Source organism: Metabacillus schmidteae (genome assembly GCF_903166545.1).
Classification (GTDB): domain Bacteria; phylum Bacillota; class Bacilli; order Bacillales; family Bacillaceae; genus Metabacillus; species Metabacillus schmidteae.
Map to the genome: position 1 here is coordinate 3,774,750 of NZ_CAESCH010000001.1, position 12,641 is coordinate 3,787,390.

Annotated in this window: 13 protein-coding genes; 4 read left to right on the plus strand and 9 right to left on the minus strand. The window is 37.1% G+C overall.

All coding sequences use genetic code 11. The annotated features are described in order from the left end of the window. Window positions 1-16 precede the first annotated feature (16 nt). Window positions 17-1,279, minus strand: a complete 1,263-nt coding sequence (locus tag HWV59_RS18445; RefSeq protein WP_175639735.1) for a Y-family DNA polymerase — start codon at window positions 1,277-1,279, stop codon at window positions 17-19. 172 nt (window positions 1,280-1,451) lie between these two features. Here HWV59_RS18445 and HWV59_RS18450 point away from each other — a divergent pair, with 172 nt between their 5' ends. After that, complete coding sequence (locus HWV59_RS18450) at window positions 1,452-1,646, plus strand: YqzH family protein (RefSeq protein ID WP_102229294.1); 195 nt, start codon at window positions 1,452-1,454, stop codon at window positions 1,644-1,646. 34 nt (window positions 1,647-1,680) lie between these two features. Here the strand turns inward: HWV59_RS18450 and HWV59_RS18455 are convergent, their stop codons facing one another. The 3 genes from HWV59_RS18455 to HWV59_RS18465 all read right to left on the minus strand — a co-directional run bounded on the left by HWV59_RS18455 (window position 1,681) and on the right by HWV59_RS18465 (window position 4,069). After that, window positions 1,681-2,625 carry a TRM11 family SAM-dependent methyltransferase gene (locus HWV59_RS18455; protein ID WP_235991777.1) on the minus strand — a complete coding sequence of 315 codons (945 nt, stop codon included), beginning with the start codon at window positions 2,623-2,625 and terminating at the stop codon, window positions 1,681-1,683. A gap of 16 nt (window positions 2,626-2,641) precedes the next feature. Further along, entirely contained in the window at window positions 2,642-3,211 is a 570-nt protein-coding gene (locus HWV59_RS18460; RefSeq protein WP_102229295.1) for a GNAT family N-acetyltransferase, read from the minus strand. Between the two features lie 63 nt (window positions 3,212-3,274). After that, window positions 3,275-4,069, minus strand: coding sequence for an SDR family NAD(P)-dependent oxidoreductase (locus HWV59_RS18465; RefSeq protein WP_102229296.1), 795 nt, complete (start codon window positions 4,067-4,069; stop codon window positions 3,275-3,277). Between the two features lie 438 nt (window positions 4,070-4,507). On the opposite strand from HWV59_RS18465, the gene proC reads away from it, so the two are divergent. Next, window positions 4,508-5,350, plus strand: coding sequence for a pyrroline-5-carboxylate reductase (gene proC / locus HWV59_RS18470; RefSeq protein WP_102229297.1), 843 nt, complete (start codon window positions 4,508-4,510; stop codon window positions 5,348-5,350). 24 nt (window positions 5,351-5,374) lie between these two features. Here the strand turns inward: proC and HWV59_RS18475 are convergent, their stop codons facing one another. Genes HWV59_RS18475 through HWV59_RS27565 form a run of 3 tightly spaced genes read right to left on the minus strand, consistent with a single transcriptional unit; the run spans window position 5,375 to window position 6,436 of the window. Further along, the gene (locus HWV59_RS18475) at window positions 5,375-5,884 is read right to left on the minus strand and encodes a GNAT family N-acetyltransferase (protein ID WP_102229298.1); all 510 of its coding nucleotides are present in this window, start codon (window positions 5,882-5,884) and stop codon (window positions 5,375-5,377) included. A 47-nt stretch (window positions 5,885-5,931) separates the two neighbouring features. Continuing rightward, window positions 5,932-6,225 carry an antibiotic biosynthesis monooxygenase family protein gene (locus tag HWV59_RS18480; RefSeq protein WP_102229299.1) on the minus strand — a complete coding sequence of 98 codons (294 nt, stop codon included), beginning with the start codon at window positions 6,223-6,225 and terminating at the stop codon, window positions 5,932-5,934. Window positions 6,226-6,247: 22 nt separating this feature from the next. Next, window positions 6,248-6,436 carry a cysteine-rich CWC family protein gene (locus tag HWV59_RS27565; RefSeq protein WP_102229300.1) on the minus strand — a complete coding sequence of 63 codons (189 nt, stop codon included), beginning with the start codon at window positions 6,434-6,436 and terminating at the stop codon, window positions 6,248-6,250. 504 nt (window positions 6,437-6,940) lie between these two features. On the opposite strand from HWV59_RS27565, the gene namA reads away from it, so the two are divergent. Then, window positions 6,941-7,957 carry an NADPH dehydrogenase NamA gene (gene namA / locus HWV59_RS18490; RefSeq protein WP_102229301.1) on the plus strand — a complete coding sequence of 339 codons (1,017 nt, stop codon included), beginning with the start codon at window positions 6,941-6,943 and terminating at the stop codon, window positions 7,955-7,957. A gap of 63 nt (window positions 7,958-8,020) precedes the next feature. Here the strand turns inward: namA and rnz are convergent, their stop codons facing one another. Then, window positions 8,021-8,956 (minus strand): ribonuclease Z, encoded by a 936-nt coding sequence (gene rnz, locus HWV59_RS18495; protein WP_102229302.1) that lies wholly within the window; start codon window positions 8,954-8,956, stop codon window positions 8,021-8,023. A gap of 407 nt (window positions 8,957-9,363) precedes the next feature. Here rnz and zwf point away from each other — a divergent pair, with 407 nt between their 5' ends. After that, window positions 9,364-10,845, plus strand: a complete 1,482-nt coding sequence (gene zwf / locus HWV59_RS18500) for a glucose-6-phosphate dehydrogenase (RefSeq protein ID WP_102229303.1) — start codon at window positions 9,364-9,366, stop codon at window positions 10,843-10,845. Window positions 10,846-11,207: 362 nt separating this feature from the next. On the opposite strand, the gene gndA is transcribed toward zwf, so the two are convergent. Continuing rightward, entirely contained in the window at window positions 11,208-12,620 is a 1,413-nt protein-coding gene (gene gndA, locus HWV59_RS18505; protein WP_102229304.1) for an NADP-dependent phosphogluconate dehydrogenase, read from the minus strand. Window positions 12,621-12,641 lie beyond the last annotated feature (21 nt).

Consider the following 12,641-nt stretch of genomic DNA (forward strand, 5'->3'; position numbering starts at 1 on the left):
ATCTGCTGATTTCTACCTACGCTTTATGACCTCCAACAAGCTTCGCACGATGCTTCGCTGTTCCAGCCGGAGTATAAGATACAGCACGTAAGATAGCATCCGAGCCATACTTATGGCGAATTGAATCCACCACATACCCTAATGTTCGCTGATTTGCACGGTTGGGTCGGAATAAATCAAGCTGCATTTCAGAGTCATTTTCAATGTTTGAAAGTGCAATTGAAATTTTTCTCACCGTTTTGTTTGTATAAAACTTTTCAAACAGTTGCAGGCATGTTTCATAAATATCCATTGTGATATTTGTTGGCTCATCAATTGTTTTAGATCGGTAAAATCCCCCTCCAAACTCATCGCGGCTATACCCGATTCCGAGGCTAATTGTACGGCCTGCCTTTCGATGCTGACGTGCTCTGCGGGCAACCTCTTCACTGATTTCTAATATGACATGCTTGACCTCTTCCGGATCCGGATAATCACGAAGTAAAATTTGGCTTTTTCCAAAGCTGATTTGCCCTTGCATAATCGGCGCTCCAATTTCGGATAAGTCTACTCCCCACGAATGATAGTAAAGCTGGTTGCCCATTACCCCAAATTTCTTTTCAAGCAGCTCAAGCGGATAGTTTGCAAGCTGTCCAACATTAAAAATTCCCATTCTATTTAATGTTTTTTGTACCCTTGAGCCAATTCCCCACATTTCACTTAATGGCTCGAGCTTCCAAAGCTTCTTTTTCACATCATCGTATGTCCATTCTGCAACACCTTTCTTTTTCGCTTCAGTATCCAGACAAACTTTCGCTAATAACATGTTAGGACCAATACCAATTGCACTTGGAAGTCCAAACTCACGCTCCATGTCATCGCGGATTTTTTTGGCAATTGTTTGTGCATCTCCCCAGATATGTTCCACACCGTCCACTTCAATAAAGCTTTCATCCACACTATAAGTATGAATAGCATCCTTCGGTACATAGCGGTGAAACAACTTTGTTAATTCTGTTGAAATCCTGATATACATCCCCATTTTTGGGTTCACAATCTTGATACGAGGATCATTTGGTATTTCAAAACGTCTTGAGCCTGTTTTAATTCCAAATTCCTTTTTTAGTCGTGGAGAAGCCGCTAAAACAATGCTCCCCTGTCGCTCCTCATCACCTACAACAGCTAAATAACAGGTTAATGGATCTAATCCGCGTAAAACGGCGGCACAGCTTGCATAAAAGCTCTTCATATCAATGCAAAGAATCTTTCGTTTCGGCAATTGATCGTAGTTTTCAATCATAGCCAATCTCCTATAAACAGAATATATGTTCGTATTTATTATATTCTATATACTAAGGGAATATACGTTCGATTTCAATGGTAGTTTTCCCCAAGGAAACGACAAATTTCAACGTTAGGCAGGATCGAAATAATCAAACAAAAACGTTATACTACCAATAGTGAGGTGAAAAATGGAAGACAAAATATTAACAAAGATGCTTAGAAAAAGCTTTCTCCAATATGGTCGAAATCTGGATGCAGACCCTCTTTCCGAAGAGGATAACAGTTACTTAATACAGAAAATCACAATTGACAAAACCGATGAAAGTGAATGGTATGAGGTTGTAGAGGATGTTGTGTATAACTACTTAACTAATCAGGAATAGAAAAAAGAGCCTAGAAATATAGGCTCCTTGAAGATTAATGACAAACAAGAATTTGTCTTATAAAGCTTCCTTTTTTCGCAACACATCGATCTGCAATAATAAACCCTGCCCTTTCAATTAAAGGGTCAATTGTTTCAGTTGTGATGACAATGACTTTTTCAGCAAATTCCCGTGCACTTTTAAGCATTTCAAGCTGTGTTTCTGGATCTAAAACAGAACAAAGATTATAAGGCATGTCTATAATTGCAACATCATAACTTCCGGTCACATCCCGTATATCTCTTAATAAAACCTTTCCTTTATAGCCAAAATGAGCAATGTTTTCACGAGCAGGCCGGGTAACAAGAGGATTCAAGTCACTTCCTACGATATCTATATCCATTGACAATGCTTCTATCATAACCGTTCCGGCTCCACAACAAGGATCAATGACTTTTTTACCTGAAATCGTCGGAACAGCAATGTTTACGACAGCTCTTGCCACCCGTGTACTCAGAGCAGTCGAATAATTATTAGGCTTTTGTTGATGAAATAACCAAATGGATTCACTTTTTGTATAATGTCCGAAAACCCAGTGATCTTTAACCCTCATAACTGCAAACAGCTGATTAGGATTTTGTAAATTCACTTGTCCTATTATTTGCAATCCAATTACCCGTTCAATTTTACGTCTTTCCTCAAAGCCTATTTTTTGAAGATTAGTAGTGTGAGGATGTTCAATCACGATTACTTTAAACGGCTTTTCAGCCTTAAAACCATTCACACGCTGAATAAGGTCATCTAAGCAATCTGCCTTATAAATAACATCAATTCTTTCTTTTATGAATGGACTTCTGCTCGGGTTAATTGATACAGAGCTTTCTATTACGTTAGCTTCTGTATGAAAACCAAATAATGACCGCATTTCTAATTGACATAAAGAAATCTCATCCTCATGACATGTAAATATGTAGATATACTTCTGTTTCTGATCAACCAAGCATTTTCCACCTTTACTAACCTTTTCTTATACTTTCGTTAAGAACACTGTTTTCCAAAAAAGTCTTCTTCCATTCGTGAGCTAATATACTCATTTCCCACAGACTCCAATATTGATTTCCTATTTTTCGGCACTCACGAAGTAAACCTTCCTTTGTAAATCCTGCTTTTTCATAGCAGGCAATAGCAGATTGATTAAAATCAAAAACGCCAAGACTTACTCGATGCAAATGAAATTGTTCAAAGGCAATTTTCAACACTTCTTTCATCATCAAGCTGCCTATTCCTTTGCCACGGACACGCGGATCTCCAATTAGTACTTTTCCCACCCGAGCAGACTTATGCACTCGATCCATATTCGTTAAAGCGATATGTCCAATTACTTCCCCTGTTTCTTTTAGTAAAACGCTGTAAATAAATGAATTGGACCCATCCATATTGGCGCTCTCCATATACTTTTCAATTTGTTGTTCTGTCAACGGGTAGTGAAATGTCGGTCCTGCCCATTGGAGAAGAAACTCTGGTGTATCAATCCAGCTCATTAACTGCGGTATATGACTGCGGTCAAAATAGTGTAATTCAATCATATAAAACTCTCCCTTGTTATAACTGTTAGAAAAGACAAAAATAGGCATAATGCTTTAAGTTGCCTATTTCTTAAAAAACGCATTTCCTGCCAGTTTTTCAAACAGCCTTGGCATGATTTGATAGATTGTACTGCCCGCATTCATCCATCCCGGCAAATTTATTTCGCGCTTCGGGGTTAGCATTGAAGCAACAATGATCCGTGCAACCTTATCAGGATCCAGCATCCATCGTTCCACATTTTTCACATAATTCCCTTCCTTATCGGCAATAGTGAAAAAATTTGTTTTAATGGGCCCGGGGTTAACGGAGGTGACAAACACATTGTGCTGTCTAACTTCCATGCGAAGACTGTTTGTAAACCCTAATACTGCATGCTTACTTGCAGAATAAAGACTTGACTTAGGTGTAGCAATTTTAGCTGCTTGTGAGGCAATATTAATGATATGGCCTTTTCTTCTTTTCACCATCGCAGGCAACACAATCTTCGTACTGGCAATTAAACCGAACACATTAACTTCAAACATGTTTTTCATTTCATCAAACGAAGAGTGAAGAACTTCATTAAAAATACCAAATCCAGCATTATTGACGAGAATATCAATTTGTCCAACTTCTAATTCAATGGTTGAAAAAACCCGTTGAATAGAATCAACATCCTGAACATTTAATGAATAATAGTGACAAGATACACCATAGTCACTATTAATTCGTTCAGAAAGTTTTGCTAAAAGCTCTTCTCTTCTCGCTAGCAAAACTAAATGGGCTCCTTGTCTTGCACATTCAATTGCAATCATTTCTCCAATTCCGCTAGAAGCACCTGTAATCGCAACATAGCAGCCTTGTATACGTGGATTCAAACGTGATCACCCCTTACCGCTGTATTTGCATAATATAAATGTAGATCTTTTGTGACATCGATTTTAATTTGACTGATTTCTTGTAAATAGTCAAGCTGCCACTATTCCTAATATTGTTAAAAAGCTTGACAAGGACCTGTCCGTCACTGCATAATGAATAAAAATTTAGTGTAGCGTATTGAAAATAAAAATTAGCGTTGATAGGGACTAGTAGAGTAAATGACGCAAAAGAGATTGGAGTTCCAGGGCTGAAAGACTCCATTGCCAAGCATTTTATCGAACCTACCCCAGGAGCTGTTAGGTAAACCTAACCGTATGTCTGCGATAAAGATACTAAGCTGGGAGTGTGGATCCACTCCAATCAAGGTGGTACCGCGGAGCCATTCCGTCCTTATGTTGTAAGGGCGGAATGGCTTTTTAATTTAACAATAAGGAGTTATACAAATGGAAAAAATAGGGTTTATCGGAGCAGGTTCCATGGCTGAGGCTATAGTTGCTGGACTAATTAAAGGAAAAGTATTTAAAGCCGAGCAAATTATAGTAGCAAATCGATCGAATTCAGAAAGATTAAATGAACTTTCAGCAAAATACGGCATTGAAACAACCCATGATAAGCAGCAATTAGTAAAAGATGCATCGATTATTGTATTAGCCATGAAACCTAAAGATGTGAAGGCAGGTCTCGATGGTGTTCAACACTTTATTCATAAACAGGTTATCGTATCTGTATTAGCTGGCATCTCTATCCATACAATTACAAATATTCTCGGAAAAGAAGCAGCTATCGTTCGAGCGATGCCAAATACCTCTGCTGCAATTCTTAAGTCAGCTACTGCCATCGCTGGTAGTTCGAATGTTACACTTCACCAAATGAATACATGCAAAAAACTTTTTGAAGCTATCGGTATATGTAAAATCGTTGAGGAAAATCAGCTTGATGCTGTAACAGGTTTGTCAGGCAGTGGCCCTGCTTATATTTACTACCTTGTAGAAGCAATGGAAAAAGCAGCAGTTGAGGTAGGCCTGGATCCATTTGTTGCCCGTGATTTAATTGTTCAAACATTGTTAGGGGCATCTGAAATGATTGCTGTATCTGACAAACACCCTTCACAGCTAAGAAAAGAAGTAACAAGTCCTAATGGAACAACAGAAGCAGGAATCTCCATTCTCAAAGAAAGACAGGTTGAAGATGCCTTTATTTCATGCATAAAGCGGGCTACCGAAAGGTCAGAGGAATTAAAAGCCATGTTTTCAGAGGAGCTTGTCTCATTTAAAAAATGAAGGAGTGCATACCCATGCACTCCTTCATTTATCTAAAGATTTATAATAAAAAATAGTTGCATCAAGCTTTCCATTCGAAGAAATAGCATAGTTCGGGATACGGCCGGCTTGAATATAGCCTAATGAAGAATAAAGAAAATTAGAAGGATCACCTTCTCTAGTATCCAGTACAAGTAACGATCTTTTTTCTTGTATGGCCTTTTCCTCAGCTACCTGCATAAGAGCACGTCCTATCCCTTTCCTACGAAAATCAGGGTGTGTCATTAATTTTGCAATCTCAGCTCGATGGAGACCATTTGGCTTTGATGATAGCTGCAGTTGAACAGCTCCAACAACAGTATCACTTATCGTTGCTACAAATAAAATGACATCATCGCTTTCTACACCTTTCCAATAGTTTTCCGCCTCAGAAGTTAACAAAGGTGGTAAAAACCCGATAGATGCACCATCCTCAACAACCTTTATGATTAATTCGGAAAGACTGTTGAGCCATTTATCTACATGATTTATTCTATTAATCACTACCTCTTCCACTCATCTCACATCCTCCATCAAAAAGTTGTTAGTTTTCCCCAATTATTCTAAAGGTTAACCTTAACGAAATGCTCGACTGTTGGAAAAGGATCGTAATAGTGATGTAAAAGCCGCTTCCATTCTTGATATTCTGACGATTGCCTAAATCCTTCCGTATGATCCTCTAGCTTTTCCCACTTTACTAAAAGTAAATATTTCCCTTCTTCTTCCAAACAACGTTGCAATTCATGAGAGATATACCCATCCATCTTAGAAATGATATGGGACGCTTGACGAAATGCTTTTTCATATTCCTCTTCCATTCCTTGCTTAACCTGAAGCATGACTGCCTCTAAAATCATAAAAAACACTCCTATTCCATGTTCAACTCTTACTTTTTACAGCTTCATCCCAATCTTTCATAACACATGTTAAACATATGCAACAATCCTTTTTACCTCCTGAAAGGGCAAGAACCTTGTCTGGTATTGTAATCTTCATACACCAACAAGACTGTTTTTCATCCAAAACACCGCAGTTATTATCACCATTACATATTGGGCATTTATTCATTTTCTAAGCCTTTCTTTAAAGTGTCATTAGTATATTTTACCACAGGAATATACCTTTCCATATCTTAAAAGCATAAATCGAACTCTTTTGAACAAGCTAAAAGTAGTGTTAAATTAACACGACTCTTAATGTGGAGGGATCAAGTTTGAATATTTTACTTAGCTTATTAACTACACTGTTTTTTGTATGGCATAAGACAGCTTCAAATTACCGACATTTACTCACAAGAATAAGAAGTATGGTAAGTGTGCCGGAATTTATCTAAGCAAAATATTCATTACGAATTCTCTATAACACATTAATTGAAATCAGGATGGTAAGTACATTTTCTACTTACTATCCTTGTTTATTTTTTCTAACAATCCAAACTCATTCATTGGTAAAATGTCACCTATCTATAGTCCTCTCTCAAAAAAATCCTCATTCAAGCAGAATACATGCTGAAAAGATGTTCCAGCTGTTATAATTCTTTCAGACCAAGTATTTACAATTGGAGGATAAAAGATGAAGACAAAACTTTTTCAGCCTTATCAAATAAAAAATGTTACCTTAAAAAACCGAATTGTTATGTCACCGATGTGCATGTATTCATCAACAGGCCAACAAGGATTTGTAGAAGATTTTCATTTTACTCACTATATAAGCCGGGCAGTTGGGCAAGTTGGCTTAATTATGGTTGAAGCAACTGCTGTTACAGCTCAAGGTCGTATATCTGCACAAGATCTTGGAATCTGGAATGATGACCATGTTCCACAACTACAAAAATTAGTATCAAGAATAAAAGATTACGGTTCAGCAACAGCTATACAGCTTGCACATGCAGGAAGAAAGTCAACAGTTGATGGTGAAATTATTGCCCCATCTTCGCTTTCATTTGATGAAACATACAAAACCCCTAAAAGCATGACAAAAGAAGAAATAACAGAAACTGTACAATCATTTCAAGATGGAGCCAAAAGAGCGAAGAAGGCAGGCTTCGACATTATTGAAATCCATGCGGCTCACGGTTATCTAATCAATGAATTTTTATCACCTCTTTCGAATAAACGAGAAGATGAGTACGGTGGCTCTGCAAATAATCGATACCGCTTTTTAAAAGAAGTGATTGATGCTGTAAAAGAAGTATGGGATGGACCACTATTTGTCCGTATCTCGGCCTCAGATTACCACCCGGAGGGATTAGATATTAACGACTATGTCGGTTATGCACGAAAAATGAAGGAGCAGGGTGTTGATTTAATCGATGTTAGTTCGGGAGCTGTTGTCCCTGCAAAGATCAACGTATTTCCCGGCTATCAAGTACGCTTTGCTGAAACCGTAAAAGAACAAGCTGATATTGCAGCAGGTGCTGTTGGGCTAATTACAAGTGGAATTCAAGCGGAGGAAATTCTACAAAATAATCGAGCAGACCTTATCTTTATAGCAAGAGAACTTCTTAGAGATCCGTATTTCCCAAGAACTGCTGCTAAAGAGTTAAGAGAAACAATTGAAGCTCCAAACCAATATGACCGTGGTTGGTAAGAATAATAAAATAATAAGATTTATACCAAAGAGAGTTGATCGTATTCAACTCTCTTTTACTTATTAAATGGAACGTTTTCTCGGAATGTCAATTTCCATAAAATCCGATGCAATAATAGTTGGTGGAAAAACTTCCTGCGCTTCTTCAACTAACAGATTAAGTTGTTCAGGTGATTGATATCTTGAACTTATATGGGTTAAAACCAGTTTTTTCACATTAGATGCGTTAGCGATTTTTGCTGCATCTTCTGTTGTCGAATGGTAATAGTCATAAGCAAGATGATGATCATCTCTTCCGAAAGTTGCTTCATGAATTAATAAATCAGCATCTTCCGCAAGATCAAGACTTTTTTCGGTGAACCGGGTATCACCAAGAATAGAGATAATTCTTCCTTTTATTGAGGGACCAATAAAATCACTTCCGCGAATGATTGAACCATCTTCTAATTGAACTGTTTCTGCATTTTTAATTTTTTGATAAATTGGCCCTGGTTGAATCCCCATATTTTTCAATTCATCAACAAGTAATGTTCCTGGTAAGTCCTTTTCTATCACCCGATATCCATAGGAATCAATGCCATGTTCAATTTTCTTTGCTTGAACCTGAAAAGAAGAATCTTCATAAATGACCCCTTCCTTTACATCAATAAATTCGATTTTGTAAGTCAGGTGTGTGTGACTAACAGATAGAGCTGTTCTTACAAACTGTTCAATACCTTTTGGTCCGTAAATCGTTAAAGCTGTTTCCCCTCCTTGAAAGGAACGACTACTAATTAAGCCGGGCAAACCATATATATGATCACCATGCAAATGGGTAATAAAAATTTTCTCAATTTTCCTTGGTTTAATTGAAGTATGTAAAATCTGATGTTGAGTTGCCTCCCCACAATCAAATAACCATATTTCATTTCTCTCTTCTAATAATTGGAGAGCAATACTTGTTACATTCCGGGTTTTAGCAGGTATCCCTGCACCTGTACCAAGAAATATTACATTCACTATGTATTTTCCTCCTCTGTCATTTTCTATAAGCATACACGAATGATAAAGCATGTGAAATAACATTGGTTTATTTTTTCAAGTTTTCTTTAGTAAAAACATCATATTACCTTGACCAAATTCATTATTACGACTAAAATAGACTGAATTATAGAAAATTTCTAAAAAACAGGTGCATTATAGACGATAATTTTTTCATTATCGTATATAATAAACTATGTGAAAAGACATTATAGTCTATAATGTTTGATTTAAGGGGCATTTACCTTTAAAATTAAGTATTTGTATAGGGATAATTTCCAATCAGTATAAAAAGGTTCGATTAAATTAGCTATTTTTTATGTCGAATTCACTTTCAACATGCTGATGAATTAAATAAATGTATTATGACAAAGTGAGGTACGAACGTGAATACACAAGAACATCCTAAATCAGTTATTGTCATCTTTGGAGCAACGGGTGATTTGGCGAAACGAAAATTGTTTCCATCCATTTACCGCCTTGTTCAAAACGAAAAAATCGGTAAAAACTTTGCTGTTGTAGGGGTTGCAAGAAGACCTTGGACAACTGAAGAATTTCGTAGCAATGTTTCGGATTCTATTCAAACATCGATGAAGGAATCAAAAGATTTAGAGGAATTCACTTCTCATTTCTATTACCATCCATTTGATGTTACAAACCCTTCCTCTTACTTAGAGTTAAACGGATTGTTAAATGAGCTTGATGGTACCTATCAAACAAGTGGAAACCGTGTCTTCTATTTAGCAATGGCACCAGAATTCTTCGGTACAATTGCCAAAAATTTAAAGAAAGAAGGCCTAACAGCTACACAGGGTTGGAGCAGGCTAGTCATTGAAAAGCCGTTTGGACATGATTTACCTTCAGCACAAAAATTAAATCAGGAAATTCGTGAAGCATTTAACGAAGATCAAATCTATCGTATTGACCATTATCTAGGAAAAGAAATGGTACAAAACATTGAGGTTATCCGGTTTGCCAATGCGCTGTTTGAACCATTATGGAATAATCGTTACATATCTAATATTCAAATTACTTCCAGCGAAATATTAGGTGTTGAAGACCGTGGCGGCTACTATGAAAAATCCGGAGCTCTCCGCGACATGGTTCAAAACCATATGGTTCAAATGGTTGCTTTACTTGCGATGGAACCCCCAATTAAATTAACAACAGATGAAATAAGAAGTGAAAAGGTTAAGGTACTAAGAGCGCTTAGACCAGTTAATGACGAACAAGTTGCAGAATATTTTGTTAGAGGTCAATATGCAGCAGGGAAATTTAATGATAAAGAGTTAATTGGATATCGTGAAGAAGGCAATGTTGATGAACAATCTGAAACAGAAACATATGTAGCAGGTAAGTTACTGATTGATAATTTCAGATGGGCTGGCGTTCCTTTCTATATTCGTACAGGAAAACGCATGGCTGCAAAATCAACGAAAATTGTTGTTCAATTCAAGGATATTCCAATGAATCTTTACTACAACAAAGGTGAAACAGTACCTCCTAACTTACTTGTTATTAACATTCAGCCAGAAGAAGGTATTACCCTTCAATTAAATGCGAAAAAAGATGAATCTGAAGGTGGTTATTCAAAACCTGTTAAATTGGATTTATCTAATAACTTCTATGATGGAATCAATACACCTGAAGCGTATGAAAAGCTATTATTCGATTGCATGCGCGGCGATGCAACAAACTTCACACATTGGGATGAGGTTGCTCTATCTTGGAGCTTTGTTGATCCAATTTCTGACGCATGGAAAAATGGTAAAGCAGCACTTGCAGCATATCCTTCTGGCACCATGGGACCTAAAGAGGCTGACGAACTACTTGAAAAAGACGGGAATCAATGGTGGCCTGTTAATTAATCAATAGTCCTGGAATCGATATCAAGTAAAACCAAATAGAGAAGTACATTTTGCCAATTGAGTCATTTGCGCTCAATTGGCTTTTTGGTTTTTTTCTAAAAAATGTGCGAATGAGCTCGTCTATTTGCCTCATACAAAGTAACCCTTCACCGAATAGACTAGTTAGTGTAAAAGCAAACCCTTATATCTCCTTAACTTTTAAGCTATCACTGTGTGATAGCTTCTTTTAATCATTCTCAACCCTAATTAACCTTGCTATGGGATGATAAGGCTTTGAGCCGCTGCTAGTATATGATTCGTTATATTTTCTCAAAAAAAAGACAAAGCTCAGAATAACAAGCTTTGTCTTTTCTGTATTAAATTTATTTTTCCATCCACTCAGTGTGGAAGACGCCTTCTTTGTCAACACGTTGGTATGTGTGAGCACCGAAATAGTCACGTTGAGCTTGAAGAAGATTAGCTGGTAACGTTTCAGTACGGTAGCTATCATAGTATGCAAGTGCAGATGAGAAGCATGGTACTGGAACTCCATTTTCAATCGCAACAGTTAAGATTTGGCGAAGAGCACCTTGGTAGCCTTCAACGATCTCTTTAAAGTAATCATCTAGTAAAAGGTTTGCTAATTGTGGTTCTTTATCATATGCATCTTTAATGTTTTGTAGGAAAGCAGAACGGATAATACAACCACCACGGAAAATCATAGCAATATCACCGTATTTTAGATCCCAATTATACTCTTCAGAAGCTGCTCTCATTTGAGCGAATCCTTGAGCATAAGAACAGATCTTACTCATATATAATGCTTTACGAACTGCCTCAATAAGCTCTTCTTTGTTTCCTTCGTAAGATTTTACAGAAGGACCTGAAAGAATCTTACTAGCTTTTTGACGCTCTTCTTTCATCGCAGAAATAAATCGTGCAAAAACAGACTCTGTAATAATCGGAAGTGGTACTCCTAAATCAAGAGCACTCTTACTTGTCCATTTTCCAGTTCCTTTTTGACCAGCAGTGTCAAGAATAACATCGACCATAGGTTTACCAGTTTCTTCATCTTTCTTCGTAAAGATATCTGCTGTAATTTCAATTAAGTAGCTATCAAGCTCACCTTTGTTCCATTCAGCAAACACTTCATGAAGCTCATCCGCTGATAGACCTAATACATTTTTAAGCAGGAAGTATGCTTCAGAAATTAATTGCATATCTCCATATTCAATACCGTTATGAACCATTTTTACGTAGTGACCTGCACCATCTGGACCGATGTAAGTACAGCAAGGATCACCGTTTACTTTTGCAGAAATAGCCTCCAGGATCGGCTGAACTAAGTCAAATGCTTCTTTTTGTCCACCAGGCATAATAGAAGGTCCTTTTAATGCTCCTTCTTCCCCACCTGATACACCTGTTCCAATGAAATGAATTCCACTCTCTGCAAGATCTTTATTACGGCGTTGTGTATCTGTATATAATGTGTTTCCACCGTCAATTAAAATATCCCCTTTATCAAGATGTGGTAAAAGCTGTTCAATTGTAGCATCAGTTGGTACACCAGCTTTAACCATTAATAGGATTTTACGTGGAGTTTCCAATGATTGTACAAATTCTTCAATGCTGTAAGTTCCAACCACATTTTTTCCTTTTGCTTCAGTTAAAAATTCTTCTGTTTTTTCTGCTGAACGGTTAAAAACTGATACTGAAAATCCACGACTTTCAATATTTAATGCAAGATTCTTACCCATTACAGCCAAGCCAATTACACCAATTTGTTGTTTCGACATTCCCTTACGTCCCTTCTCATC

Bases quoted from the DNA above. Each gene is read 5' to 3' on its own strand.
- HWV59_RS18450 (WP_102229294.1), top strand. From the start codon at position 1,452: ATGGAAGACAAAATATTAACAAAGATGCTTAGAAAAAGCTTTCTCCAA.
- HWV59_RS27565 (WP_102229300.1), bottom strand. From the start codon at position 6,436: ATGAATAAATGCCCAATATGTAATGGTGATAATAACTGCGGTGTTTTG.
- namA (WP_102229301.1), top strand. From the start codon at position 6,941: ATGAAGACAAAACTTTTTCAGCCTTATCAAATAAAAAATGTTACCTTA.
- HWV59_RS18445 (WP_175639735.1), bottom strand. From the start codon at position 1,279: ATGATTGAAAACTACGATCAATTGCCGAAACGAAAGATTCTTTGCATT.
- HWV59_RS18480 (WP_102229299.1), bottom strand. From the start codon at position 6,225: ATGATTTTAGAGGCAGTCATGCTTCAGGTTAAGCAAGGAATGGAAGAG.
- gndA (WP_102229304.1), bottom strand. From the start codon at position 12,620: ATGTCGAAACAACAAATTGGTGTAATTGGCTTGGCTGTAATGGGTAAG.
- HWV59_RS18460 (WP_102229295.1), bottom strand. From the start codon at position 3,211: ATGATTGAATTACACTATTTTGACCGCAGTCATATACCGCAGTTAATG.